28 protein-coding genes and 2 tRNA genes are annotated in these 25538 nt (G+C 66.7%); 19 read left to right on the top strand and 11 right to left on the bottom strand.

Features of this window, described 5'->3' with window-relative positions:
- Positions 1-122 precede the first annotated feature (122 nt).
- Entirely contained in the window at positions 123-1475 is a 1353-nt protein-coding gene (locus LXT13_RS00695; RefSeq protein WP_233369677.1) for a TolB-like translocation protein, read from the bottom strand.
- Positions 1476-1609: 134 nt separating this feature from the next.
- Between LXT13_RS00695 and LXT13_RS00690 the strand changes: the two genes are divergently transcribed.
- Together LXT13_RS00690 and LXT13_RS00685 are read left to right on the top strand one after the other, a co-directional pair.
- Positions 1610-3265, top strand: coding sequence for a rhamnogalacturonan acetylesterase (locus tag LXT13_RS00690; RefSeq protein WP_233369676.1), 1656 nt, complete (start codon positions 1610-1612; stop codon positions 3263-3265).
- A gap of 26 nt (positions 3266-3291) precedes the next feature.
- A tRNA-Met gene (locus tag LXT13_RS00685) sits at positions 3292-3368 on the top strand.
- Between the two features lie 113 nt (positions 3369-3481).
- Here LXT13_RS00685 and LXT13_RS28910 read toward each other — a convergent pair.
- Complete coding sequence (locus tag LXT13_RS28910) at positions 3482-3649, bottom strand: hypothetical protein (protein ID WP_419964638.1); 168 nt, start codon at positions 3647-3649, stop codon at positions 3482-3484.
- A gap of 4 nt (positions 3650-3653) precedes the next feature.
- Between LXT13_RS28910 and LXT13_RS00680 the strand changes: the two genes are divergently transcribed.
- From LXT13_RS00680 to miaB, 4 genes are all read left to right on the top strand, one after another.
- Positions 3654-3896, top strand: coding sequence for a hypothetical protein (locus LXT13_RS00680; RefSeq protein WP_233369675.1), 243 nt, complete (start codon positions 3654-3656; stop codon positions 3894-3896).
- 107 nt (positions 3897-4003) lie between these two features.
- Positions 4004-4819: a hypothetical protein gene (locus LXT13_RS00675; protein WP_233369674.1), complete on the top strand. Its 816-nt coding sequence runs from the start codon at positions 4004-4006 to the stop codon at positions 4817-4819.
- 105 nt (positions 4820-4924) lie between these two features.
- Positions 4925-5311, top strand: coding sequence for a hypothetical protein (locus tag LXT13_RS00670; protein ID WP_233369673.1), 387 nt, complete (start codon positions 4925-4927; stop codon positions 5309-5311).
- Positions 5308-6651: a tRNA (N6-isopentenyl adenosine(37)-C2)-methylthiotransferase MiaB gene (gene miaB, locus LXT13_RS00665; protein WP_233369672.1), complete on the top strand. Its 1344-nt coding sequence runs from the start codon at positions 5308-5310 to the stop codon at positions 6649-6651. Before LXT13_RS00670 ends, miaB begins: the two co-directional genes overlap by 4 nt.
- Here miaB and LXT13_RS00660 read toward each other — a convergent pair.
- Positions 6641-6916, bottom strand: a complete 276-nt coding sequence (locus LXT13_RS00660) for a hypothetical protein (RefSeq protein WP_233369671.1) — start codon at positions 6914-6916, stop codon at positions 6641-6643. The two genes, miaB and LXT13_RS00660, sit on opposite strands and share 11 nt — an antisense overlap.
- A 55-nt stretch (positions 6917-6971) precedes the next feature.
- Here LXT13_RS00660 and hemA point away from each other — a divergent pair, with 55 nt between their 5' ends.
- The 7 genes from hemA to LXT13_RS00625 all read left to right on the top strand — a co-directional run bounded on the left by hemA (position 6972) and on the right by LXT13_RS00625 (position 12479).
- Positions 6972-8234 carry a glutamyl-tRNA reductase gene (gene hemA, locus LXT13_RS00655; RefSeq protein ID WP_233369670.1) on the top strand — a complete coding sequence of 421 codons (1263 nt, stop codon included), beginning with the start codon at positions 6972-6974 and terminating at the stop codon, positions 8232-8234.
- A gap of 68 nt (positions 8235-8302) precedes the next feature.
- On the top strand, positions 8303-9388 hold the full coding sequence (prfA, locus tag LXT13_RS00650; protein WP_233369669.1) for a peptide chain release factor 1: 1086 nt from the start codon (positions 8303-8305) through the stop codon (positions 9386-9388).
- Positions 9385-10185 carry a peptide chain release factor N(5)-glutamine methyltransferase gene (gene prmC, locus LXT13_RS00645; RefSeq protein ID WP_233369668.1) on the top strand — a complete coding sequence of 267 codons (801 nt, stop codon included), beginning with the start codon at positions 9385-9387 and terminating at the stop codon, positions 10183-10185. Before prfA ends, prmC begins: the two co-directional genes overlap by 4 nt.
- A 126-nt stretch (positions 10186-10311) precedes the next feature.
- Positions 10312-10884, top strand: a complete 573-nt coding sequence (locus LXT13_RS00640; protein ID WP_233369667.1) for a hypothetical protein — start codon at positions 10312-10314, stop codon at positions 10882-10884.
- A gap of 54 nt (positions 10885-10938) precedes the next feature.
- The gene (gene grxD, locus LXT13_RS00635; protein ID WP_233369666.1) at positions 10939-11253 is read left to right on the top strand and encodes a Grx4 family monothiol glutaredoxin; all 315 of its coding nucleotides are present in this window, start codon (positions 10939-10941) and stop codon (positions 11251-11253) included.
- Positions 11250-11810 carry a UbiX family flavin prenyltransferase gene (locus LXT13_RS00630; RefSeq protein ID WP_233369665.1) on the top strand — a complete coding sequence of 187 codons (561 nt, stop codon included), beginning with the start codon at positions 11250-11252 and terminating at the stop codon, positions 11808-11810. Before grxD ends, LXT13_RS00630 begins: the two co-directional genes overlap by 4 nt.
- Before the next feature lie 72 nt (positions 11811-11882).
- Positions 11883-12479, top strand: coding sequence for a hypothetical protein (locus LXT13_RS00625; RefSeq protein ID WP_233369664.1), 597 nt, complete (start codon positions 11883-11885; stop codon positions 12477-12479).
- Between the two features lie 16 nt (positions 12480-12495).
- On the opposite strand, the gene LXT13_RS00620 is transcribed toward LXT13_RS00625, so the two are convergent.
- From LXT13_RS00620 to LXT13_RS00610, 3 genes are all read right to left on the bottom strand, one after another.
- A complete protein-coding gene (locus tag LXT13_RS00620; RefSeq protein ID WP_233369663.1) occupies positions 12496-14631 on the bottom strand; it encodes a M3 family metallopeptidase in 2136 nt (711 codons plus the stop codon).
- A gap of 77 nt (positions 14632-14708) precedes the next feature.
- On the bottom strand, positions 14709-15311 hold the full coding sequence (locus LXT13_RS00615) for a lytic transglycosylase domain-containing protein (RefSeq protein WP_233369662.1): 603 nt from the start codon (positions 15309-15311) through the stop codon (positions 14709-14711).
- On the bottom strand, positions 15308-17050 hold the full coding sequence (locus LXT13_RS00610) for a proline--tRNA ligase (RefSeq protein WP_233369661.1): 1743 nt from the start codon (positions 17048-17050) through the stop codon (positions 15308-15310). The genes LXT13_RS00615 and LXT13_RS00610 overlap by 4 nt, the downstream gene beginning before the upstream one ends.
- A gap of 139 nt (positions 17051-17189) precedes the next feature.
- Between LXT13_RS00610 and LXT13_RS00605 the strand changes: the two genes are divergently transcribed.
- Positions 17190-17777 carry an RNA pyrophosphohydrolase gene (locus tag LXT13_RS00605; RefSeq protein WP_233369660.1) on the top strand — a complete coding sequence of 196 codons (588 nt, stop codon included), beginning with the start codon at positions 17190-17192 and terminating at the stop codon, positions 17775-17777.
- A gap of 25 nt (positions 17778-17802) precedes the next feature.
- On the opposite strand, the gene proB is transcribed toward LXT13_RS00605, so the two are convergent.
- The 4 genes from proB to rplU form a co-directional block, all read right to left on the bottom strand.
- Complete coding sequence (gene proB, locus LXT13_RS00600) at positions 17803-18918, bottom strand: glutamate 5-kinase (protein WP_233369659.1); 1116 nt, start codon at positions 18916-18918, stop codon at positions 17803-17805.
- Positions 18915-19973, bottom strand: coding sequence for a GTPase ObgE (obgE, locus tag LXT13_RS00595; protein WP_233369658.1), 1059 nt, complete (start codon positions 19971-19973; stop codon positions 18915-18917). Before obgE ends, proB begins: the two co-directional genes overlap by 4 nt.
- A 135-nt stretch (positions 19974-20108) precedes the next feature.
- Positions 20109-20372: a 50S ribosomal protein L27 gene (gene rpmA / locus LXT13_RS00590; RefSeq protein WP_233369657.1), complete on the bottom strand. Its 264-nt coding sequence runs from the start codon at positions 20370-20372 to the stop codon at positions 20109-20111.
- Positions 20373-20407: 35 nt separating this feature from the next.
- A complete protein-coding gene (gene rplU / locus LXT13_RS00585; protein WP_233369656.1) occupies positions 20408-20719 on the bottom strand; it encodes a 50S ribosomal protein L21 in 312 nt (103 codons plus the stop codon).
- Between the two features lie 358 nt (positions 20720-21077).
- Here rplU and ispB point away from each other — a divergent pair, with 358 nt between their 5' ends.
- The 5 genes from ispB (at position 21078) to LXT13_RS00560 (ending at position 24895) form a co-directional block, all read left to right on the top strand.
- Complete coding sequence (ispB, locus tag LXT13_RS00580; protein WP_233370304.1) at positions 21078-22007, top strand: octaprenyl diphosphate synthase; 930 nt, start codon at positions 21078-21080, stop codon at positions 22005-22007.
- 24 nt (positions 22008-22031) lie between these two features.
- Positions 22032-22108 (top strand) — tRNA-Pro (locus LXT13_RS00575).
- Between the two features lie 169 nt (positions 22109-22277).
- Positions 22278-22658: a hypothetical protein gene (locus tag LXT13_RS00570; protein ID WP_233369655.1), complete on the top strand. Its 381-nt coding sequence runs from the start codon at positions 22278-22280 to the stop codon at positions 22656-22658.
- 565 nt (positions 22659-23223) lie between these two features.
- Positions 23224-23526, top strand: a complete 303-nt coding sequence (locus LXT13_RS00565; protein ID WP_233369654.1) for a helix-turn-helix domain-containing protein — start codon at positions 23224-23226, stop codon at positions 23524-23526.
- 10 nt (positions 23527-23536) lie between these two features.
- Positions 23537-24895 (top strand): HipA domain-containing protein, encoded by a 1359-nt coding sequence (locus tag LXT13_RS00560; RefSeq protein ID WP_233369653.1) that lies wholly within the window; start codon positions 23537-23539, stop codon positions 24893-24895.
- 103 nt (positions 24896-24998) lie between these two features.
- On the opposite strand, the gene LXT13_RS00555 is transcribed toward LXT13_RS00560, so the two are convergent.
- Positions 24999-25313, bottom strand: a complete 315-nt coding sequence (locus tag LXT13_RS00555) for a single-stranded DNA-binding protein (RefSeq protein ID WP_233369652.1) — start codon at positions 25311-25313, stop codon at positions 24999-25001.
- Positions 25314-25538: the final 225 nt, after the last annotated feature.

Raw genomic sequence — 25538 nt, 5'->3', positions numbered from 1 at the left:
CCGAAGAAGCCTCCCATCAATATCGGCAGCATTTAACGAATGGCTGAGATATACGATTCCGATATTCACACCATGCACAACGAATATCTGCAGCAGGCTCTACGAGATACCCCTGCCAATATTCACGGCTCGCGCGCCAGCCACGCCGGCGGCACCGGCACGACAACGATGTTCATCTCGCGGCCGTCGCTCGACAGCAGGGCCGACTGGATCTGGATCCGGCGACCGTCGCGGCTGAACGTCGGGTGGACGTGGTCGCGCGCCGTCGCCTTGTGGCCCGCGCTCAGCAGCAGCATCTCGTGCGTGCGGCGGTCGATCAGGTAGAGATTGCGTGCAAAGTCGTCGCCCACCGCGAAGCGCCCGTCCGGCGATGCATGCACATGCCACAGCCCGCTGCCTGATGGCGTCTGGCCGACGATCTCCATCTGCCGCGTCCGTAGGTTGACGATGGCCAACCCCGTGGGCTTCTCCCGCGTGCCGGTGGCGCCCCAGCCGTCTTCCTGGCCCGGGTTGGCTCCTTCGACACTGGTCCCCGCCGGCCGCGACGGGTCGGCCACACCAGCAATCGGCCGGTGCCCCATCAGCGCCATCGCCACCTCGTCGGGGCCGACGATCGCCTCGTGCGTGACCCATTCGTAGGGCGCCTCCGGGTACAGCGGACGCAGGCCGCTGCCATCGCCGCGGACCGTCCACGTGCGCTGCGGCGACTTGCCGCCCGTCTCCCAGCTGAACACCAGTTCGGCGGGCTTCCACAGGTTGGCCTGGATGTGGCCGATCTGGAACGGCACGGACACGACGTGACGGACCTCGCCGGTCTGCACGTTGATCTTGCCGATGGCATGCGGGCCGGCGCCCATGCCCCGCGGACCGAAGGGTGGCTCGATCTTCGTGCCGGCGGGCAGGTGCGCGCCTGCGTAGGCCTTGCCCTGGATGCGGAAGTAGAACCACTGCCCGTCGGCGTCCAGCGCGTTGTCGCCCACGGCCTCAAGCTCGGCCGGCAGCGTCGCGAAGACGCGCTGGTAGCGGCCCGCCGGCTTCATCGTGCCGGCCTGGCTGTCGGCGAAGACGCGGTCCAGGTCCACCTCCACGGCCTCCATCACCTTCGGCGCGCGGCTCGCCGCCTTGCGCAGGAAATAGAGTTTGTTGCCACCCGTCTGCGACAGGTTGAGCATGCCGTCGTAGCCGCCCTCGGTGACCTGCACCATGTCGCCGCTGGCCTCGTTGACGGCGATGGCCTCGCCCTTGACGCGGTTGGAGCGGAACACCAGCCATTGGCCATCCGCCGTCCACTGCGGATGGCTGGGGTAGATCTTGGAATCGCCCCTCGGCTGCGTCGTCAGGAACGTCAGCGGCGTGCCGGTGACCGGGTCGGCGACAACGCGCTTCTCGGACGGGAAGCGCTGGCCGATCTGGGCCCACAGCGGCGCGGCCGCCAGCATCAGGGCGAGCAGCAGGGAAGTCTTACGAAGCAGCATGGCGGGTGTCCGGGTCAAGGTGGCCGCGACTCTAGGAGCCGCCGCGTTGCTCGATGTTTCCGGGCCTCAATCGCTCAAGAACTTGCGTCGTCCGGGCCGGCCGGCGCCGCATCGCAGCTCCTAGCATCCGCGCCATGACGCCCAAGCCCACCCGACGAACCATCGCCGCGCTGCTGCTCGCCCTGCCGCTGGCGCAGCCGCAGGCCCAGGAGTTCACCGCCACGACGGACCCCGCCCGCGCCCAGGTCACGCTGCCCGAACCGGCCCGGCCCGAGCTGCCGTCGCTGATCCTCATCGGCGACTCCACGGTGCGCAACGGACGCGACGACGGCCAGGGCAAGGGCGCGGAGGGTCAGTGGGGCTGGGGCAACCCGATCACCGCCTATCTGGACACGACCAAGATCAACGTCGTCAACCGCGCCGTGGGCGGTTTGAGCAGCCGCACCTACCGCACCAGCGGCCACTGGGAGCGCACCAAGCCCTTCATCAAAAGAGGCGACTGGGTCGTCATGCAGTTCGGCCACAACGATGCCAGCCCCGTCAACGACAACAGCCGCGCGCGCGGCGTGCTGCGCGGCATCGGGCCGGAGAAAGAAGACATCACCAACCTTCTGACCGGCCAGCCCGAGACGGTCCTGACCTACGGCGCCTACCTGCGCGGCTACATCGCCGAGATCCGCGCGGCCGGCGCCACGCCCGTCGTCTGCTCGCCCGTCATCCGCAAGCGCTGGGAGGCCGACGGCATCAAGGTGACGCGCGCCGGGGGCAACTTCGCCGCATGGGCAGCCGAGGTCGCCAGGCAGGAGAAGGTCGCGTTTATCGACCTCAACGAGTGGGGGGCGCTGCGCTACGAAGCCTGGGGCAAGGCGACCGTCGAGAAGCTGTTCCCGGCCGACACGCCGCAGGAGACCGTGCACACCAACTGGCTCGGTGCGGCCGTGAATGCCCAGCTCGTCATTGCCGGCCTGATCCAGAACAAGGTGCTGCCGGACAGCTTCTACCTGCAGCGCTTCGCGCCCGACGGCAGCGACGACCGTCCGGTCGTTGACGCGCGCAAGGTCAAGGTCGAGGCGCCGCGGGACCCGAAGCTGCCCAGTCTCGTCATGATCGGCGACTCCACCGTGCGCAGCGGCGGGCAGAACGGCGCCTGGGGTTGGGGCGAGCGCATCGCCGCGTTCTTCGACACGCAGCGCATCAACATCGTCAACAACGCCATCGGCGGCCGAAGCAGCCGCACCTTCTTCACCGAAGGCCGCTGGGCCGCCGTGGTGGAGCAGCTCAAGGCCGGCGACACGCTGTTGATCCAGTTCGGCCACAACGACGGCGCCCGCATCGGCGACCCCGCCGGCAAGAACCGCGGCTCGGTGCCCGGCATCGGCGACGAGACCGTGGAAGACACGCGGCCCGATGGCAGCAAGGAGCAGGTCCACACGTTCGGCTGGTACCTGGCCCGATACATCGACGATGCCAGGGCCAGGGGCGCCCGCGTCGTCGTTCTGTCGCCCATCCCGCACAAGGACCGCTGGCAGGCAGGCCAGCCACGCGACTTCGAGAACTACGCCGCCTGGGCCGAACAAGTCGCCCACGCCCATGGCGCGCAGTTCATCGACCTGACGATGCTCGTGACCGATGCCTATCGCGGCCTCAGCGCAGCCAAGGTGGAGAACTTCTTCGCCGACGCCCGCACGCATACCAATGACGCCGGCGCCGTGTTCAACGCCGCCCGAGTCGTCGACGGCCTGCAGCGGCTGCCAGGACAGCCGTTTGGCGACTTGCTTGCCAAACGCTGAAAACTTCGCTTAGAATGGCAGGCTCAGGCGCTTTAGCTCAGCCGGTTAGAGCGACGGAATCATAATCCGCAGGTCCGGGGTTCGAATCCCTGAAGCGCCACCAAATAAGACAAGGGCTTAGCAGCGATGCTAAGCCCTTCGTCTTTGGCGGCTGTCAACCAAGTGTCAACGGCCCGTTCTTACAGTCTGGTCTCCAGCATCGTTCTGGCTACGTGCTCACGCCACTGTGTTCATTGCTTCCCCAAGAGCACTCGCATTACCCTCGCTGGCGACGCACTCAAGGTAGGCTGCGATCGTCTCTTCATCGGTGAGATAGTCCGCTGCGTCAAAGCAGGAGAGACCGACAAATTCGTTCGCGACAAGTTCCGAGGGCGGCTGGCAGATTCGCGTGCTGGCCCATGTCGTTCAGGCTATCGACGAAGACTCACGTCATTGCGGTCATCTCGAAACCGGCAGCGCGCCGGTGCGACGCGTGTCCTATGAGGCGCGCACGATCCCTATTGCCGGCATGGTCGCGGCGCCGCCCATCCGCTGCGGCGCAATCGTCATCGTCACCCTTAACGAGCGAGACTTCCCGGAGGATCGGCTGGCTACGTTTGGCATTGAAGTTCAGATCCCGACGAGTTCATGAGCCCGTTTTGCTTGGCGCCCTTGGTGGATGTCATCCCACGATTGACGTGACTCTCTGAACGGCCGCGTTCCTACACTGGAAGTGTTGGGACCGGAGTCGAGGGCACGATGAAAACCACACTTGGTTTGCTGCTAAGTTCAACGGTTGTGTCGCCGGCCGTCGCGGGCGTTATCGGCTTTGCGTCACTCGACGACTTCAGGATCTCGTTGATCGATCTCGACCCCGCCGACGGGATCACTCCGGAGTTGACTTACGTTCCCGATCCGCGTGCCGCGTCGGCAAGCACGTACGTGTCGCGCCAAGGCGAATACTTGGCCACATCAGCGCCGTTCCAGCCCCTGAGGACATCGTTCAGCGAAGCCATGCGATCGGCCACGGCCGAGAACCGCAGCAATTCGGCCTACGCATTCATGAACTCGTCGGTGCTCCTGGACAGCCCTTCAGCCTCGGTGGCGACCACCGTGGCCGCCTCGGCGAGCAGGCCAAGCTATGGGTGGGTGCTCAGCCCGCACACCAGGATCCTGATCGATGCACACATGCACACGGCCATCGCGGTATCCGAGTTGAACTGGCGAGGCGATTTCGCCAGCGGGATCGTTTCGATGGACCTGACCAGTCCGTCCGGCAACGGCAGACCGATCACCCTTGACGCCGCCGAGACGCGTGTATCACTGATCTGGGATCCATCGGACGCTGACACTCAAACCTTCAAGAAGGAGTCTTCCAAGTACGCAGCAATCTCATGGGACAACGTCTCATCCGAGACGACCGTCCTGGGATTTTCGTACTTGGTTTCAGTGACCGGAGAATCACGCGTAGCCGGGCAGCCGGCCATCCCGGAGCCGTCGTCGTGGGCGTTCTTCGCCACAGGCTTGCTGCCAATCTGGCTCGCTATCAGGCGCCCAACAACAGCGACTCTCTGAGCGCTCTCATAAAATGTCTTACGTGGGCCGAATCCTTCGGCCCTTTTTCTTCGCCTGCTGCCGTTTAGGCAAAGGTGCCCATTCCGCAGCCACTGGACACATACCATGTACCGCTGTGCCCTCCCCGCCCTGGGCCTCGCCCTGGCCGCCAGCTGCGTCGTCGCCCACGCGCAGACGCACCGCCCCTTCCCCGCCAACGCACTGCGCGGCGAACTGATGGTCACCCAGTTCCCCGACGTGCTGCTCAACGGCAAGCCGGCCCGGCTCGCGCCCGGCTCCCGGGTCAGGAACGATGCGAACCTGTGGGTGCCGCCAGCCGGGCTCACCGGTCAAAAGCTCAGCGTGCACTACACGGTCGAAGGCAACGGGTTGATCCAAGACGTGTGGGTGCTCAACCCTGCGGAGCTGGCCAACAAGGTCTGGCCGCGCACGCCCGCCGAGAGCGCCACTTGGCGGTTCGACCCTGCCAGCCAGACCTGGAGCAAGCCATGAGCAAGAAGGTCTACATCAAGACCTTCGGCTGCCAGATGAACGAGTACGACTCGGACAAGATGGCCGACGTGCTGGGCGCCGCAAAGGGCTACACACCCACCGACGACCCCGAGCAAGCCGATCTCATCCTGTTCAACACCTGCTCGGTGCGCGAGAAGGCGCAGGAGAAGGTCTTCAGCGACCTCGGCCGTGTGAAGCACCTAAAGGCCAAGGGCGTGATGATCGGCGTCGGCGGCTGCGTTGCGTCGCAGGAAGGCGCCGCCATCATCGAGCGCGCGCCCTACGTGGACGTCGTCTTCGGCCCGCAGACGCTGCACCGCCTGCCGCAGATGCTGGAAGCGCGCCGCGACCAGCGCCGCCCGCAGGTGGACATCTCCTTCCCCGAGATTGAGAAGTTCGACCACCTGCCGCCGGCCAAGGTCGAAGGCGCCTCGGCCTTCGTCTCCATCATGGAAGGCTGCTCCAAGTACTGCTCCTACTGCGTGGTTCCCTACACCCGCGGCGAAGAGGTCTCGCGCCCCTTTGACGACGTGCTGACCGAGATCGCCGGCCTGGCCGACCAGGGCGTCATGGAGATCAACCTGCTCGGCCAGAACGTCAATGCCTACCGGGGCAGAATGGGCGACAGCAGCGAGCACGCCGACCTAGCGTTGCTGCTGGAATACGCAGCCGAGATTCCCGGCATCCGACGCCTGCGCTTCACGACCAGCCATCCCAACGAGTTCAGCCCGCGCCTCATCGAGGCCTACGGCAAGATCCCGCAACTCGTGAACCACCTGCACCTGCCCGTGCAGCACGGCAGCGACCGCATCCTGATGGCGATGAAACGCGGCTACACGGCGCTGGAGTTCAAGAGCATCGTGCGCAAGCTGCGCGCCATCCGCCCGGAGCTGCGCCTGGCCAGCGACTTCATCGTCGGCTTCCCCGGTGAGACGGATGAGGATCACGCCAAGCTGATGAAGCTGGTGCAGGACGTCGGCTTCGATGCGAGCTTCAGCTTCATCTTCAGCCCGCGCCCGGGCACACCAGCCGCCGCGCTGGAGGACACGACGCCGTACGAGACTAAGGTCAAGCGCCTTCAGGAGCTGCAGGCCGCCATCGAGGCACACGCCTTGTCGATCTCGCAAGGCATGGTCGGCAAGGTGGAGAAGGTGCTGGTAACCGGCAACGCGCGCAAGGACGCCTCCGAGCTGATGGGCCGCACCGAGTGCAACCGCATCGTCAACTTCGCCGGGTCGCCGCGGCTGATGAACCAGCTGGTGGACGTGCGCATCACAACTGCCTTCGCGCACTCGCTGCGCGGCGAGGTCGTCACGACGGAAGAGGTGCTCAGCGCCTGAAGCTCAGCTGGGCCCACTGCGGCAGCGCCACGCCAAGTACCAGCAGGGCGTAGCCGGCCATCCTGCCGTCGCGGCCCAGCAGCACCAGCGCCATCAGCGTTGCCGCCGTGCCGCCCGCCGCACCCCACAGCCATAAGCGCCGCCAGCCCAGCGGCTTCGCCTCTCGACGCCAGACCGCTTTGATCGCCACCGCCAGCAGCGCCGCCAGCCCCCAGGCCGGTGCAAAGAGGTTGGCAATGTGCCAAAAGGCGTCGAGTGGGCTCATTCGGGCTTGACCGATGTCAGAGGCGGAAAAGCCGCGAATCCTACAATTGCCTCCCATGTCGGTCTTTGCTCTTGGCCTGAACCACAACACCGCCCCGCTGGATCTGCGCGGGCGGTTTGCATTCACGCTCGAGCAACTCGCGCCGTCGCTCACCGGCCTGCGGCAGAAGCTGCCCGGCGCGCCCGAGGCGGCCATCCTGTCCACCTGCAACCGCACCGAGGTCTACGTGGCCGCGCCGCAGACGCAGGTGCAGCCGGCCATCGCCTGGCTGGCGCAGACCGGCGGCGTCGAGGCCGGCGCGCTGCGCGAGCATGCCTACGTGATGCAGGGCAGCGATGCCGCGCGCCACGCCTTCCGCGTCGCCAGCGGGCTCGACTCGATGGTGCTGGGCGAGCCGCAGATCCTCGGCCAGATGAAGCAGGCCGTGAAGGAAGCCGAAGCCGCCGGCGCGCTCGGCACGACGCTGCACCAGCTGTTCCAGCGCAGCTTCTCCGTCGCCAAAGAAGTGCGCAGCTCCACCGAGATCGGCGCCCATTCCATCAGCATGGCAGCGGCCGCCGTGCGCTTGGCGGGCCAACTGTTCGAGGACCTGGCCCAGACGCGCGTGCTGTTCGTCGGCGCGGGCGAGATGATCGAGCTGACCGCGACTCACTTCGCGGCCCGCACGCCTCGTCTCATGGCCGTCGCCAACCGCACGCTGGAGCGCGGCGAGAAGTTGGCCGGCCGCTTCGGCGCCGAAGCTGTGCGGCTGTCCGACCTGCCCGAGCGGCTGCATGAATTCGACATCGTCGTGTCCTGCACGGCATCCAGCCTGCCACTGATCGGCCTGGGCGCGGTCGAACGCGCGCTGAAGAAGCGCAAGCACCGCCCGATGTTCATGGTCGACCTGGCCGTGCCGCGTGACATCGAGCCCGAGGTCGCCCAGCTAGACGACGTCTACCTCTACACCGTCGATGAACTCGCCCAGCAGGTGCAGACGGCTGGCGAGAAGCGCCAGGCCGCCGTGCAGCAGGCCGAGGCCATCGTCGAGACCGGCGTGCAAAGCTTCATGCACTGGCTGGACCAGCGCCACACGGTGCCGTTGATCCAGGCGCTGCACCAGCAGACCGACGACTGGCGCGCACTGGAGATCGCCCGCGCCCGCAAGCTGCTGGCCAAGGGCGCTGACGTCGACGAAGTGCTGGACGCCCTCTCGAAGGGCCTGACACAGAAGCTGCTGCACGGCACGCTGGCCGAGCTGCATGCCAGCGACGGCGAGCAGCGCCTGCAGCTGGCTCAGACCGTCTCGCGCCTGTTCTTGCGCAACAAGCAGTCCTAGCGGCGCCCAGCGCCGCCGCCCGGCGCCCGCGTTGCGCCGCTCCTGACTGCTTCTTCGATCGCCGCCCCATGAAAGACTCCCTGCGTCAGCAGTTCGACCGCCTCGGCTTCCGCCTCGCCGAGCTTGATGCACTCCTCGCCGACGGCAGCATCGCCGCCGACATGAAGCGCTACCGCGCACTGACCAAGGAGCAGGCCGAGGTGTCCGGGCTGGTGGAGCGCTACCGCCGCTACCAGCAGCACGAGGCCGACCTCTCTACGGCGCGCGAGATGCTGGCCGACCCGGAAATGGCCGACATGGCCCGCGAGGAGATCGCGTCCAACGAGGCGGCGCTGGCCGCACTCGATCATGAGCTGCAGCTCGCGCTGATCCCCAAGGACCCCGACGACGAGCGCCATGCCTTCCTCGAAATCCGTGCCGGCACGGGCGGCGACGAATCGGCGCTGTTCGCCGGCGACCTGGCCCGCATGTACCTGCGCTTCGCCGAGGCCCAGGGCTGGCGCACCGAGATCCTGTCCGAGAACGTGTCGGACCTGGGGGGCTACAAGGAACTGGTCGTGCGCGTCGAAGGCGATGGCGTGTACGGCCGGCTCAAGTTCGAGTCCGGCGGCCACCGCGTGCAGCGCGTGCCGGCGACCGAGACCCAGGGCCGCATCCACACCAGCGCCTGTACTGTCGCCGTGATGCCCGAGCCCGACGAGGCCGAGGCCATCACGCTGAACCCTGCGGACCTGCGCATCGACACCTTCCGCGCCAGCGGGGCCGGCGGCCAGCACATTAACAAGACCGACTCCGCCGTGCGCGTCGTCCACCTGCCGACTGGCATCGTCGCCGAATGCCAGGACGGCCGCAGCCAGCACAGCAACAAGGCCAAGGCCCTGCAGGTGCTGCAGGCGCGTATCCAGGAGAAGGAGCGCAGCGAGCGCGCCGCCAAGGAGGCCGCCACACGCAAGGGCCTGATCGGCACCGGCGACCGCAGTGACCGCATCCGCACCTACAACTTCCCGCAGGGGCGCCTCACCGACCACCGCATCAACCTGACGCTCTACAAGCTCGGGCAGATCATGGACGGCGACCTGAACGACGTCATCCAGGGGCTGCTGGCCGCGCAGGCGGCCGAACAGCTCGCGCAACTGGAGGAAGGCCGCACATGACGGTCGACGACGCGCTGGCGCTGGCCCGCCGGCTCGGCGTCGAGCGGGGCGACGCGCAGGCGTTGCTGGCCCACCTGACCGGCCGCGACCGCGCCTGGCTCATCACGCACAGCGACGCGACCGTGGATGGCGCCGACGCGGCATTGCGGCGCCTGGCGGCCGGCGAACCGCTAGCCCACCTGACCGGCTGGCAGCCCTTCCACGGCCTGATGCTGCAGGTCACGCCGGCCACGCTGATTCCCCGGCCGGACACCGAAACCCTGGTCGACTGGGCGCTGGAGCGGCTGGGCGCCCTGCCCGGCCAGCCGCGCGTCGTGGACCTCGGCACCGGCAGCGGCGCCATCGCCCTGGCGGTGAAGGCGGCCTGCCCCCGGGCCAGCGTGACCGCGGTGGACCTCAGCGCCGAGGCGCTAGCGGTAGCCCGCGGCAATGGCGAGCGCCTCGGGCTGGCCGTCGACTGGCGCCTGGGCAGTTGGTTCGAGCCACTGGCGGGTGAACGCTTCGACCTCGTGCTGAGCAACCCGCCATACATCGCCTCAGATGACCCGCATCTGCCCGCGCTGCGCCACGAGCCGCTGACGGCCCTCACGCCCGGTGGCGACGGCCTGGCCGACCTGCGCACGCTGATCGATGTGGCACCGCAACATCTGGCTCCGGGCGGCTGGCTGCTGCTGGAGCACGGCTGGGACCAGGCCGGTGTGGTAGCGCAACAACTGGCGACCCGCAGCTTCCGGGACGCCACGCTACGCCACGATCTCGCGGGCCGGCCACGCGCCAGTGGCGGCCGCTGGCCGTGACGCACCGGCGCGACGGCTACCACCCGTTTGCGTGAGATTTCGCGTGTACTTCTTCGTGCACGGGTCGGGCCAGCCGGCGTAGTATCAAACGGCGGTGCCGGTCCTGGCACCGTGCAGGAGACGACCATGGCCCGCCTCATCCGCGCTGCACTTCTGAGTTTCACGACCGTTGCCACGCTGCCGGCCTGGGCCGACAGCGACGCCCAGCCCCGCTGGCAGGCCCGATTGCAGCTCAACAGCGCCGATGTAACCTCCAACGTCGGGCCGCACCTGGGTGGCTCCCGTATCCTCAGCGCCAACCTGCTGGGCGACTACTACCTCACCAAGTCCGGCCTCTCCGGCTTCAGCGGCGGCCTGCGCGCCACCGGCGGCGTGCTGCTGGGCCCGCTGTCCATGGCGCAGAGCAGCGGCGGGCTGGCGTTGGGCAGCGGCATGGTGTCGGCAGGCCGGCGCAGCTTCTCACTCACCGGGCCGGACGCCTACGCGCTGGAGCCCAGCGCCAACCTGTCCTACGTTGGCATCGGCTACACCGCCCGACTGCGCAGCAGCGGCCTGGCCTTCAGCGCCGACTTGGGCCTGATGTCCGGCACGCTCGGCGGCGTGCGCCTGGGTCGCAGCAGCGCCCAGGGCTTCGAGGACGCGATGCGAGACCTGCGCTTCAAGCCCCTGCTGCAACTGGGCCTGGCCTACAGCTATTGAGAGCGGCGTCGCGGCGTCCCGGATAATTTGGCTTTTGCCTTTCCGAGACTTCCCATGAGCGACGTTCAGCAACGCATCGACGACCTCGTCAAATCCAACCGCGTCATGCTCTTCATGAAGGGCACGGCCCAGTTCCCGATGTGCGGCTTCTCGGGCCGCGCCATCCAGATCCTCAAGGCCGCCGGCGCGAGCGACATCAAGACCTTCAACGTGCTGGAAGACGAAGCCGTGCGCCAGGGCATCAAGGACTACGCCAACTGGCCGACGATTCCCCAGCTCTACATCAACGGCGAATTCGTCGGCGGCTCGGACATCATGATGGAGATGTACGAGTCGGGCGAGCTGCAGCAGGCTCTCGCCGCGCAGTGACCCGCCTCGTCGTCGGGCTGACGGGCGCGACCGGCGCCGCCTATGCGCTGCGCCTGCTGCGGCGCTCGCGCGAGCTGGGCGTCGAGACGCACCTGATCGCCACGCCCGCCGGCATCCTGAACGCCCACCACGAGCTGGGCCTGGATCGCTCAACGCTGGAGGCCGAGGCCGATCACGCCTATGCGCCTGGCGATGTCGGCGCCTGCATCGCCAGCGGCAGCTTCTCGACGGCCGCGATGGTCGTCGCGCCGTGCTCGATGAAGTCCCTGGCCGCGATTGCCCATGGGTTGGGCGACAACCTGTTGACACGCGCCGCCGACGTCACGCTGAAGGAACGCCGCCGCCTCATCCTGATGGTGCGTGAGACGCCGTTCAACCTGGCCCACCTGCGCAACATGGTCGCCGTGACGGAAATGGGCGGCATCTGCTTCCCGCCGCTGCCGGCCTTCTATCACCGCCCCAAGAGCATCGAGGAGATGGTGAACGAAACGGTCGAGCGCGTGCTGGAATTGGCCGGCATCGCGTCGGCCCGCCCGCAGGCCTGGACAGGGCTGTAGCCGGCGAGCTGGGCTGGAATTCCGGCCCAGCTGCACCGCTAGCCCCTCCGCCGTCCGCGGCAAGATGCGGCGATGCTCTCCGGTCTCAACAGCTCCCTGCTTAGCTACCTGTCCACGCAGAACCTGGACAACGCCTCGACAGCGGCAAACGCCGGCACCGCTGGCACGAGCACCCGCGGTCAGGCCAGTGCGGCCATTTCGCAGCAAGCCCTCCAACAGGCTGCGGGCACCGCCAAGTCGGCCAAGGCCGTCCAGTCCCTCGAAGCCGGCCAGAAGGCACTTTCGACCGAGCTGCGCGCGGCGATGGCGAAGGCCGGCGTCACGCTGACGGGCACCGTTGAATTCACCGTGAAGAACGACGGCAGCGTCGGCATCAAGGGCAGCGATGCCGACAAGACCGCCACCCAGGCCTTCCTGAAGGCCGACAGCAGCCAGCCCAGCTTCGCGTCGCGCATTGCCGGGCAGGCGCGGGACGCACTCAAGCTGTCGGCCACCATCCAGCAGAGCGCGGCCATCTCGCAGGCGGCGAAGCTGGCCAAGGGGTCGAGCGGCGTGATGTCACTCTACACATCGTTGATGCAGCAGTCCGCCGGCACGGCGGCCGTGTTCTCGGTCTCTTCTGCGTCGAGCTCGCTGACCTACCCGGGCTCGCTCGCGACCAAGGCCTGAGCCCGGCCGGCCCTACTCAGGGCTTCTGCACCACCAGCCCACGCCGCTCCAGCAGCGGCTGGATGTCGGGCTCGTGACCCACGAGGCTGCGGAACAGCGCCATCGCGTCCTCGCTGCCGCCGCGCGACAGCATCTTGGCGCGCAGCGCATCCCCATTGGCGCGCTTGAGGCCGCCGTTGGCGTTGAGCCATTCCACCGTGTCGGCATCCAGCACCTCGCTCCAGATGTAGGCGTAGTAGCCAGCCGAATAGCCACCCATGCTGTGGCTGAAGTACGGCAGGCGGTAGCGCGGCGGCACCGGGCCGAAGTCGACACCTTCTTCCTTGAGCACACGCGCCTCGAAGTCGACGATGCCATTGGCCGTCGGTGCCTGGCCGGCGCCCAGTTGGTGAAGGCGCTGGTCGACGATGGCGGCAGACAGATACGACAGCGTCGTGTAGCCCTGGTTGAAGCGCTTGGCGCGAGCGACCTTGTCCAGCAGTTCGCGCGGCATGGGCGCGCCGGTCTGGTAGTGCCTCGCGTAATTGACCAGCACGCTGGGCCAGTCGGCCCAGACCTCGTTGACCTGCGACGGGTATTCGACGAAGTCGCGCGGCACGCGGGCCAGGCTGGGGTAGCGGCCCTGGTTGAACATGTAGTGCAGCGCATGGCCGAACTCATGGAACATCGTGTTGACCTCGTCCCAGGTCAGCAGCGTCGGCTCGCCGGCCGCCGGCATGGGGATGTTGAGGTGGTTGGCCACGACCGGCTGCGTGCCCTCCAGCGGGTTCTGGCTGACGTAAGAGTTCATCCACGCACCGCCGCGCTTGCTCGGGCGGGCGTAGAGGTCGGCGATGAAGATGGCGAGCTGCTTGCCGTTGGTGTCGAACACGTCATAGACACGCACATCGTCGCGATAGACCGGCAGGTCCGTGCGGCGCTTGAACGTGATGCCGTAGAGCTGCTGGGCCGCGAAGAACACGCCACGCTCAAGCACGCTCGTGATCTCCAGGTAGGGCTTGAGCTGGCTCTCGTCGAAGCCGTACCTGGCCGAACGCAGCTTCTCGGCGTAGTAGCTCCAGTCCCAGGCCTGCAGCGCAAAGCCGGGCTGCCCCTTGGCGGCCTGGTCGCTGTCGATGAACTTCTGCAGCTCGGCGGCTTCCTGCCTGGCCGAGGCCACTGCGGCCGGCGCGAGCTTGCGCAGCAGCGCGTTGACGGTGTCCGCCGACTGCGCCGTCTCGTCTTCCAGCACGTAGGCCGCTGGCGTTGCGTAGCCCAGCAGCGCAGCGCGCTCCTGGCGCAGCGAGATGACGCGCGAGACCATGCCACGCGTGTCGAAGGCATTGCCCCGTGCGCCACGCGCGACCGAGGCGCGGTGCAGGCGCTCACGCAGCGCGCGGTTCTGCAGCTCGGTCTCGAAAGGCTGGATGGTCGTGTTCAGCAGCGCGATGACGTACTTGCCGTCCAGACCTCGCTTCTTCGCGTTGTCCGCGGCGGCGGCGATCTGCGCGGGTGTCAGCCCGGCCAGCTCGTCGGCGCTGTCGACGACGACGGCCGAGTCGTTCACCTCGGCCAGCACGGCCTTGTTGAAAGACGCCGACAGCGTGGCCAACTCGGCGTTGATGGCCTTCATGCGCGTCTTCTGCTCGTCGTTCAGCTGGGCGCCGGCGCGCACCATGTCGCGGCGGTAGCGCTCGACGAGGCGCCTGGCCTCGGCGTTCGGCGCCATCTTGTCGCGCGCCTCGTAGACGGCTTCGACGCGGGCGAACAGCCGCGGATTCAGCAACACCGCGTCGCGCTGGGCGGCCAGCCTGGCGGCGTAATCGGTCTGCAGTTGCTGGCGGGCCGGATTGGCATCGGCGCCCAGCAGGTTGAACAGCAGCGTCGTCGTGCGGTTCAGCAGGCGGCCGCTTTTCTCAAGAGCGAGGATGGTGTTGTCAAAGGTCGGCGCGTCGGGCGAGTCGGCGATGGCCTTGACCTCGGCGAGCTGCTCGGCCATGCCACGGTCGAGCGCCGGCGCGAAGTGCTCGTCGCGCAGCTTGTCGAATTGCGGGAAGTGCAGCGGCAGCGGGCTGGGCTGCAGTAGCGGGTTGTCGGTCGGCTGGGCGGCTGCGAGGCCGGTGGCAAGCAGCACGGACAGGATCAGGGGCGCGAAGCGGTGGGCAGCGGGCATCGGTGGGTTGTCTTGTGGACGAAGCCGCGCAGCCTAACGCCCTTGCGACCGTCTGCCACAAGCCATGCCGGATCGCTTCACTTCTCCCCAGGCAACAACCACTGCCGGCGCGCTGCGAACACCGCGTTCGGATACTCCGCTCGCCCGCGGCTGCCGTTGTAGCGACCCAGCGCCATGAAGAGGTCGCCCTTCTCGATGTCGAGGTAGTGGCGCAGGATCACGCAGCCGAAGCGCAGGTTGGTCTGCATGTGGAACAGCCGCGCCGCGTCGCCATCGCCGATGCTGCGCGTCCAAAACGGCATGACCTGCATGTAGCCGCGCGCGCCGGCCGTGCTGATCGCGTACTTGCGAAAGCCGCTCTCCACCTGGACGAGGCCCAGCACGAGGCTGGGCTCCAGGCCGGCCCGCTTGGCCTCGTACCAGATGGTCTCAAGGAACTCGATGCGGATCTGCGTCTCGGTCTTGCGCTTCTTCAAACGCTCGCTCATTTCGCTGAGCCAGCGCAGATAGGCCTCGCGCGCCAACGGGTCGTCGAAGCGCGGCCGCGGTGGCGCCGCCTGCGCGATGGACGCGCTCAGCGCCGAGCGCACCGCGTCGGCCAGCGGCTCCTCGATCTGCGCGCCGGCGCGCGCGCCGAGCGGCGCGGCGAGCAGGCCAGCCAGCGCCAGGCGCCGCCTCAAAGCTTGAGCAGGCCCTTCAGGTGGCCCACCACGTCGCCGACGGCCAGCTTGGTCGCGGCCTCGTCGCGCCGGCCCTGGTACTCAACCTGGCCTTCCTTCAGGCCACGGTCACCCAGCACGACGCGATGCGGAATGCCGATCAGCTCCCAGTCCGCGAACATCGCGCCAGGGCGCTCGCCACGGTCATCCAGCAGCACGTCCACGCCGAGCGCCTTCAGCTCGCCGTAAAGCCTGTCAGCTGCGGCCTTGACGTCCGCGCTGCGGTCTGCGCCGATGGGGCAGATGACGACCGTGAACGGCGCGATCGAGTCTGGCCAGATGATGCCGCGCGCGTCGTGGTTCTGCTCGATCGCCGCACCCAGGATGCGCGTGACGCCAATGCCGTAGCAGCCCATCTCAAGCAGCTTGGGCTTGCCGTTCTCGTCGAGGAAGTTCGCGTTCATCGCGGCCGAGTACTTGGTGCCGAGATAGAACACATGCCCCACCTCGATGCCGCGCTGGATGGCAAGCACGCCCTGGCCGTCGGGCGACGGATCGCCCGCGACGACATTGCGGATGTCGGCCACGAGGTCGGGCTCGGGCAGGTCGCGTCCCCAGTTGACGCCGGTGAGGTGGAAGTCCGCCTCGTTGGCGCCGCAGACGAAATCGCTCATGACGGCGACGGTGCGGTCGGCGACGACCTTCACACCCTTCGCACCGATCGGGCCCAGGTAGCCCGGCTTGCAGCCGAAGTGGTCCTCGATCTCGGCGACCGTCGCGAAGCGGAATCCGCCCTTCAGGCCTTCGACCTTGCCAGCCTTGACCTCGTTGAGGTCATGGTCGCCACGTACCAGTAGCAGCCAGACCTGCGTCTTGACGATGCTGCCATGCTGGTCGAGCTCGTCGGTGGCCAGCACCAGCGACTTGACTGTCTGCGCCAGCGGCAGGCTCAGCAGGGCGGCCACGTCTTCGCAAGTGCTCTTGCCCTGCGTCCGCGTCTTGGTCAGCACTTGCGTCGCCGCGCCGCGGCTGGGCAGCAGCGCCACGGCCTCCGCCAGTTCGATGTTGGCGGCGTAGTCGCTGGTCGGGCAGTAGACGATGGCGTCCTCGCCAGTCTCGGCAATGACCTGGAACTCGTGCGAGCGCTCGCCACCAATGGAGCCCGTGTCGGCGGCGACAGCGCGGTACTGCAGGCCGAAGCGGTCGAAGATCTTCCGGTAGGCCGCGTACATGTTGTCGTAGCTGCGACCAGCCGATTCGACATCCCGGTCGAAGGAGTAGGCGTCCTTCATCGTGAACTCGCGGCCGCGCATCAGGCCGAAGCGCGGACGACGCTCGTCGCGGAACTTCGTCTGGATGTGATAGAAGTTTTTCGGCAGTTGGCGGTAGCTGCGCAGCTCCTGGCGGGCGATGTCGGTGATGGCCTCTTCGCTGGTCGGCTGCACGATGAAGTCGCGGCCGTGGCGGTCCTTGATGCGCATCAGCTCGGGTCCGTAGGCCTGGAAGCGACCGCTTTCCATCCACAGCTCGGCCGGCTGCACCACGGGCATCAGCAGCTCAACGGCGCCGGCCGCGTCCATCTCCTCGCGGATGATCTTCTCGACCTTGCGGATGACCCGTAGCCCCATCGGCATGTAGTTGTAAATGCCCGCGCCCAGGCGCTTGATCATGCCGGCGCGCATCATCAGCTGATGGCTTACGACTTCCGCGTCCGCTGGCGCTTCCTTGAGGGTGGAGATGAAGAACTGGCTGGCTTTCATGGGCGGCTGGAATGCGAAGGCCGGGTGAAAACCCGGCCAAGTCACGACAAAACGGGGAGAACGCTTCGGGTTAGCGAGGGCAATGCCGCGATCGCGGCCCGATGCAATAATCGAACCAACTAGAGATTTGAGGTTGATTATGCTCGACCGTGAAGGCTTCCGCCCCAACGTCGGCATCATCCTGCTCAACCAACGCAACGAGGTGTTCTGGGGCAAGCGCATCCGGACGCATTCGTGGCAGTTCCCGCAAGGGGGCATCAAACACGGCGAGACGCCTGAGCAGGCGATGTTCCGAGAGCTCCACGAGGAAGTGGGGCTCCATCCCGAGCATGTGCGCATCATTGCGCGGACACGCGATTGGCTGCGCTATGAGGTGCCCGACCACTTCATCCGCCGCGATGCGCGCGGTCACTACAAGGGCCAGAAGCAGATCTGGTTCCTGCTGCAGATGCTCGGGCGCGATTGCGACATGAACCTGCGGGCCACCGACCACCCCGAGTTCGACGCCTGGCGCTGGAACGAGTACTGGGTACCGCTGGAGGCTGTCATCGAGTTCAAGCGCGGCGTCTACGAGATGGCGCTGACGGAGCTCGCGCGCTTCCTGCCGCGCATCAACCACCACAACCGCTACCTGCGCGCCGGCATGCGGCCAGCCCACCGCGAGCGCAGCAGCGGCCCGGTGCCGCTGGATGCGATACCGCCGGACGGCGAACCGACGAAGAACTGAGCCGCGCTTGCAGCGCGAATGTGGCCTAGCGCAGGACCAGGTTGTCGCGGTGGATGAGCTCGGGCTCGGCCGCGTAACCCAGCAGGCCTTCGAATTCCGACGACGGCTTGCGGGCGATGAGGCGCGACTCCGCACCCGAGTAGTTGGCCAGTCCGCGCGCCAGCTCGGTGCCATCCGGCGCCAGCACGGCGATGACGTCGCCGCGATGGAAGTCGCCCTGGACCTCCGTGACACCGATGGGCAGCAGGCTCTTGCCCTCGCCGCGCAGCTTCACGACGGCGCCGGCGTCCACCGTGACGGCGCCACGCATCTGCAGATGGTCCACCATCCATTGCTTGCGCGCCTGCAGTTTGGGCGTCGCCGCATGCAGCGCCGTGCCGATGGCCTCGCCACGGGCCAGGCGCACGAGCACATCAGGCTCGCGGCCCCACGCGATGACTGTGCCCGCCCCGCTGCCGGCCGCGCGCTTGGCGGCGAGGATCTTCGTGATCATGCCGCCGCGACCGATGCTGGAGCCCGCGCCGCCGGCCATGCGCTCCAGCTCCGGATTCCCGGCCTCGGCGTTGTCGATGAAGCGGGCGGCGGGGTCCTTGCGCGGATCGGCCGAGTACAGCCCGCGCTGATCTGTCAGGATGACGAGCGCATCGGCCTCGACGAGGTTCGCCACCAGCGCACCTAGCGTGTCGTTGTCGCCGAACTTGATCTCATCGTTGACAACCGTGTCGTTCTCGTTGATGACCGGCAGCACGCGGTGCGCCAGCAGCGTCAGCAGCGTCGAACGCGCATTGAGATAACGCTCGCGGTCGGCCAGGTCCGCATGGGTCAGCAGCACCTGGGCGCTGGCCAGGCCATGCGCGCGCAGCTGGCTCTCGTACATGTGCGCCAGTCCCATCTGGCCAACGGCTGCCGCGGCCTGCAGTTCGTGCAGCTCCTTGGGCCGCGTCGTCCAGCCCAGTCGCTTCATGCCCTCGGCGATGGCGCCACTCGACACCATGACCAACTCGCGCCCGTCGTTGGCCAACGCCGCCAGCTGCCGGCTCCAGTTCGCGATGGCCTCGGCATCAACGCCGCGGCCCTCATTGGTGACGAGACTGGAACCGACCTTGACGACGATGCGGCGGGCGCTGGAGAGCAGGCTCATTCGGCTGGAGGATCGAAACGGACGTCGGGTTCAACAACGGCACGCTGCTCGGCAGCGACGTGGTCGTAGATGGCGTGGATCAGTGGCTGGCAGCCCTCGCGCGTCAAGGCCGAGATTTCGAAGACCGGGCCCTTCCACTTGTAGCGCTTGATGAAGTCCTTCACACGGGCCGCGCGCTCCTCTTGCGGCACCATGTCCAGCTTGTTGAGGACCAGCCAGCGCGGCTTGTCGTACAGGCCGGGGTCGTACTTCTTCAGCTCAGCGACGATGGCCTTGGCCTCCTTGACGGGGTCGACCTCGGGGTCGAACGGCGCCAGATCGACCACATGCAGCAGCAGCCGTGTGCGCTGCAGATGACGAAGGAACTGGTGGCCGAGGCCGGCACCTTCCGCCGCACCTTCGATGAGGCCCGGGATGTCAGCCACGACGAAGCTCTTCTCTGGCGCAACACGGACGACGCCGAGATTGGGATGCAGCGTCGTGAAGGGGTAGTCGGCAATTTTCGGCTTGGCGTTGGAGATCGCCGTGATCAGCGTCGACTTGCCCGCGTTCGGCTGGCCCAGTAGGCCCACGTCGGCCAGCACGCGCAGCTCCAGCCGCAGCTTCCTTGCCTCGCCGGGCCAGCCGGGCGTCTTCTGCCGCGGCGCGCGGTTGGTGGAGGTCTTGAAATGCAGGTTGCCGAAACCGCCATCACCACCCTTGGCGAGCAGGATGCGCTGACCGGGCTCCAGCAGCTCGCCGATGACCGACTCGGTCTCGAGATCGGTGATGACGGTGCCAATGGGCATGCGCAGGACGATGTCGTCAGCCGCGGCGCCGAAACAGTCCGAACCGCGGCCGGCTTCGCCGTTACGCGCCTCGTGGCGACGCGCGTAGCGATAGTCGATCAGCGTATTGAGGTTGCGGTCGGCCTCGGCCCAGACGCTGCCGCCCTTGCCGCCGTCGCCCCCATCCGGGCCGCCGAAGGGAATGAACTTCTCGCGACGGAAGCTCGCGCAGCCCGCGCCGCCATTGCCGGCGGCGACATCGATGGTGGCTTCGTCAACGAATTTCATGGCGGTCGGCCATCGTAATGGCTGGGTGGGAAGCGACGCACCGCCTTGCAGCGCGCCAGACTTCAGAAACGACAAAGCCCCGGAAGGCCGGGGCTTGGGAGATCGGGCGAAGCACTCGCCCGAAACTGCGGCTGCTTAGGCCGCCAGCGGCGTGACAACCACGGTCGGACGGTTGGTCGCGCCCTTGGTGGTGAAGCTCACGTGGCCATCGACCAGCGCGAACAGCGTGTGGTCCTTGCCGACGCCGACATTGGTGCCGGCGTGGAAGCGGGTGCCGCGCTGACGCACGATGATCGAACCGGCGGAGATCACTTGACCGCCGTAAGCCTTGACGCCCAGCATCTTGGGCTTGGAATCGCGGCCGTTCCGGGTGGAACCGCCGCCTTTTTTCTGTGCCATGAGTTAGCTCCTCGAAAGTGGCAAAAGCGGCTGGATCAGCCGTTGACCGCGCTGATTTCCAGCTCGGTGTAGTTCTGGCGATGGCCCTGGCTCTTCTTGTAGTGCTTGCGGCGACGCAGCTTGAAGATGCGGACCTTATCGTGCTTGCCGTGGCTGACGACCTTGGCGCTGACGGTGGCGCCAGCCACCAGGGGCGCGCCGACCTTCAGGCCGTCGCCGCTGCCTAGGGCCAGGACCTGGTCCAGAGTGACTTCGGCGCCGACTTCCGCGTCGAGCAGCTCGACCTTGAGCTTGTCACCAGCAGCAACCTTGTACTGCTTGCCGCCGGTTTTGATGACCGCGTACATGTTTTTCCTTCCGCACCCGGAGGTGCTCTCACCCAGCTTCGGCGACTTGTGCACTCTCGTGCTGCCACCCAGCCGGGCCTTTTTGTGGATTTGAAGCCCCTTCGCGGGCCAAGGCGGCAAGCCACCCAAGCCGTAAAGAGCCCGCGAGTATAGCGGCAACACGGCCGGACTGGCAATGGCGCGCCAAAACTGCGGTTGAGCCCGGCACCGGAACGTCGGGCACCGGCGTGTGTGTCGGGCAGACGCCGCGGCCGTTTCTATAATCCGGCGATTCCTTGCTTGAGAGTCCAGAGTGCGCGTCGAGTCAGCCTCGCCCCCGCCCCAAGTCGCCGAGGCCCTTGCCCTGCTGGCCGCCGAAATGGCCCAGGTCGACGCCGTCATCGCTCGGCGGCTCAGCTCCGAAGTGGCGCTGATCGACCAGATCGCCCATTACATCGTGCATGCCGGCGGCAAACGCATGCGGCCCAAGCTCGTGCTGCTGTTTGCCAACGCGCTGGGCTACGACGGCGCATCGCGGTTTGAACTGGCCGCCGTCGTGGAGTTCATCCACACCGCGACGCTGTTGCATGACGACGTCGTGGACGAATCGTCGCTGCGCCGCGGCAAGCCCACCGCCAACGCGCTGTTCGGCAATGCCGCCAGCGTGCTGGTCGGCGATTTCCTGTACTCGCGCGCCTTCCAGATGATGGTGTCGGTCGACCGCATGCGCGTGCTGGAGGTGCTCGCCGAAGCTACCAACGTCATCGCCGAGGGCGAGGTCCTGCAGTTGATGAACATGCACGACCCGGACATCACAGTCGACAGCTACCTGCGCGTCATCCGTTTTAAGACCGCCAAGCTCTTCGAGGCCAGCGCCCGGTTGGGTGCGGTGCTCGCAAATGCGTCGCCAGACGTGGAAGAAGCCTGCGCGGCCTACGGCCGGGCGCTCGGCACTTCGTTTCAGCTCATCGACGACGTGCTGGACTACGAAGGCGATACGCATGAACTGGGCAAGAACATCGGCGACGACCTCCGCGAGGGCAAGACGACGCTACCACTACTCATCGCGATGGAACGCGCTACGCCCGAGCAGCGCGCCTTGTTGCGCCATGCCATCGAGCAGGGCGAGCAGGAGCGGCTGCAGGAAATCGTCGAGATCGTGCGCTCCACCGGGGCCCTGGAATCGACGCGCGAGGCCGCGCGCGCAGAGGCGCAACATGCGAGCGAATGCCTTCAGCGGCTTCCTCGCAACAAGTGGACAGAATCTCTGCTAGAATTCGCAATTCAGTCGGTTGAGCGGCATTCCTGAAGCCGCCAACAGACCACGAAACATCGGGGTGTAGCTTAGCCTGGTAGAGCGCTACGTTCGGGACGTAGAGGCCGGAGGTTCGAATCCTCTCACCCCGACCAGAATTCCCTTGTACATCAAGGACTTGGAACAGCCGCAGCAATGCGGCTGTTTTGCTTTCTGGCGGTTCTGTGCCAATTCTGTGCCAAACAGCCAGGGTTGACGCACGGTACGGACCCGAAGATATAAGGCTGCTGGCTACAGGAGTCTCCTCATCATCTGGAGACATCCATGGCGCACATCGCCAACCGCAGCCGCTTCCGCGTCACCGTCAAGAACAAGCCTGAGGCGACGCGGTACTTCAGCTTCAACAAGCTGGCAGAGGTCGAGGCCTACATGAAGGAGCTGCGCGCGCAGCACCTCACGCCCAAGGCCGCGCAACTCGACGAGAGCTGGCTGGTCCGCGTCCGCGACCAAGGTCACAAGCCCCTCGAGGCCACGTTCTCCTCGGAGGCTGCTGCCACCCAGTTCGTCGACAAGGTGACCGAAGAGCGAAGGCGGGGCTTGTTCCGCGACTACACAGCCGCACTGAAGGTCTCGTTCGCCGACACCCGGACGACATCCGCTCGTTCATGGACGCTACCTTCAAGCGAACGTCATCGCAGCCCCTGAGCTTGCAGGCACAAGCCCCTGACCAGACAGCGGCCGCAGCCGGCGCATCGCGGGCGCCAACCGTTACTCCGCCCAAGCCGGCGACCAGCAGCTCGCGCGACATCCATCCGACGGTCCGGGCCAAGGCGCGTCAACACTCAGCCCTGCAGCGGCTCAATGCCAACGCCTGAGCATGGCCCGACCCTCGTGACGGGTCGCGCATTCCACTGCCCCATGGGTCCTCATCGGGCGTCCGTGCCGATGCAGGCCTAGCATGCACCGCCCGAGCCTACAACGTCGAACAGGCTTTGAAGCCTGACTCGGGCGGATGTCGCTGGTCCGAGGTCTATGGCTCGGTCATCGCGCCGGGTATCCCGGGCGGAAGTCCGTCCTCGCGCGGGTAGCTTGCCCAGGCACGGACGTTTCGGAAAATCGGAAACAAGTCGTTGGCAAAGAGCCGCTGACAATCAATTTCTGGTTTGCCGAAATTCCGCTTGATGCTCACCGGCAATCCGGTAAAATTTCGGAAAAACAGAAATTCTTTCTGAGAGCGTCCAATCTGGGTGACAGAAACTGAAACTCCGAAATGACTGACCTGCAACGCCGACACCCGACCCTCTTGAAGTCAGCCCCCGAGCTGGGCCCGGTAGTGCGCGAGCGCCGCAAGTCGCAGTCCTTGCGCATCGATGATGCCGCCGGTCTGCTGGGCGTATCGGTGGACCTCATGTCCCGGCTCGAGAACGGCCAAGGGTCGGTGCGCTTGGACAAGGCGCTGGCCGTGCTCGACGGTCTGGGCCTGGCGCTGATGGTACTGCCCAAAGAACATCCCTGGGCCCGCGAGGCTGGCAGCAACAAACTGTCGGCGTCCGCCACCGACGACAAGGCGTGAGTAGGCAGGCATGACCCACGCACTGCACGTCTGGGCCGACGAGACCCGAATTGCCACCATCGAACACGAGGGGCGCGACGACCGCTGGAGCCTGAGCTATGCAGAGCCCTGGACCGTCGACGCCCAGTCCTACCCCCTGTCACCGGCCCTGCCCTTGACGCGCCCACAAGCGGACTACCCGTCTGCGTCCATCAAGCGCTTCATCGAGCATCTGCTGCCCGAAGGCCGGGCCCTGGATGTGGCGGTCGCCTACAACGGCCTGGCCAAGACCAACATCTTCGGTCTCATCTGGGCACTGGGCGCTGAGACCGCGGGCGCGCTGCGCTTCACCGGCGATGCTGCCGCGACACAGCCGGCGGGCGAACCCGTCCTGCGAGAAGTCTCCCGGCAGGAACTCGACCAACGCATCGCCGAGCGCGAGCATGTGCCGCTGACGGTGTGGGACGGCAAGGTACGCATGTCGGTGGCCGGCTTGCAGGACAAACTGCTGGTCTACCTCGACCGACCGCTGAACGACGGTGGGCGGCTCTTCCTGGTGGATGGTCAGCGCCTGGCATCGACGCACATCCTCAAGCCCGACACTGACAACCCGAAGACGCCGCACCTGGCGGTCAATGAACACTTCTGCATGTCGCTGGCCCGCCGCATGGGGCTGCCGGCTGCCGAGGTGGGTCTGCTGCGCACGCCCCGGCCGGTGCTGGTGGTGCGGCGCTTCGACCGCGAGGTCGAGAACGCCGGCGGCCAGCCACGGGTCCATCGCCGGCACATCATCGACGCCTGCCAAGCCTGCGACCTCCCCGTCGCCTACAAGTACGAACGCAACCTGGGCAGTGCAGAAGCGGTGCGCCACATCCGGGATGGCGTGAGCTTCGAACGCCTGTTCGGCTGCGCCGACATCACGGCCAACAAAGCCGCCGCCAGGCTCGCCATGCTGCGCTGGGCGCTGTTCCAGTTCCTGATTGGCAACAGCGATGCGCACGGCAAGAACTTCTCGTTTTTTGTTCGCCCCGGCGGTCTGCTTGAACCGACACCCTGGTACGACTTGGTGAGCGTTCTGCAGTACGACAGCTTCGACACCGAGCTGGCCATGGCCTACGGTGACGTGTTCAACCACGCTGAGGTGTCACCCTTCGCGTTGGCGGACTTCGCCGCACGCTGCGGCATCGACCGCAAGCTCATGCGCCGCGAAGGCAAACGACTGGCGAAGCTGGCCGAAGCAGCGGCGGTGGCTCAGGCTGACGACGCCGACTACGAAGGCCAGGCCGAGCGCGCCTTCGTACAGGGCATCGCCGGGTTTGTGGCGGAACAGGCTCAGCGACTCACGCAGCTGGTGGCGGACGCCGCGCGCTTGAAGGACGAGTACCTTTGAGAGCGAAGAGAAGGCCCCCGCAGCGTGCGCTGGCGGGGGCTGAAATCACGGGTCCCTTTGGACCTCTACGTCACTGAAGCGGGCCGGAGCTAACCCGGGCTTGTTACCTCGTTACCTCCGCTGCGACAGAAGCAGGCTTGGCAATCTTGGCCGCCTCGAACGCGATGATGAGCAGGGTCCCGGTCGGCTTGCCTTCGCGAGAGAGGTAGTAGTCCGTCTTGAGCTTGCCAGTGACCTTGACGAAGTCGCCTTTGTCGAGCGTCGGCTTGTCCTCCTTCATCACCCGCACCGTGTACCAGGTCGGCTCAGTGTCCACGCCCCGCTGGCTCTCTGCGAGCCGGAACTCGAAGTAGTCCCGCTGAGTGGTCTTGCTGCGCTTGCGCTCGGGCTGGGTGGCGACGTTTCCAAAAACTTGCATGCATGTGTCCTCGTGTCCGACGGAACGGTTCCGTCAAGACGTGTAGCGACTGCGCTCTGACCCTCGAACCCGCGCGAACACTGTTCAGTGGACCGCTGTGTCTCATGCGGAGCGTCACTGTCCGGTGCCCAGGAAATCAAGAACCTGTACCGCATCGAAAACGTCTCGACCAAGCGCGCCGAGCGCATCACCGCCAACGAGGAAGAGCGGGTGCGCCAGGGCTAC

The sequence above is a fragment of the Pelomonas cellulosilytica genome (genome assembly GCF_021353265.1).
Taxonomy (GTDB): domain Bacteria; phylum Pseudomonadota; class Gammaproteobacteria; order Burkholderiales; family Burkholderiaceae_C; genus Pelomonas; species Pelomonas cellulosilytica.
This window is presented reverse-complemented; position numbering and strand designations above follow the sequence as displayed.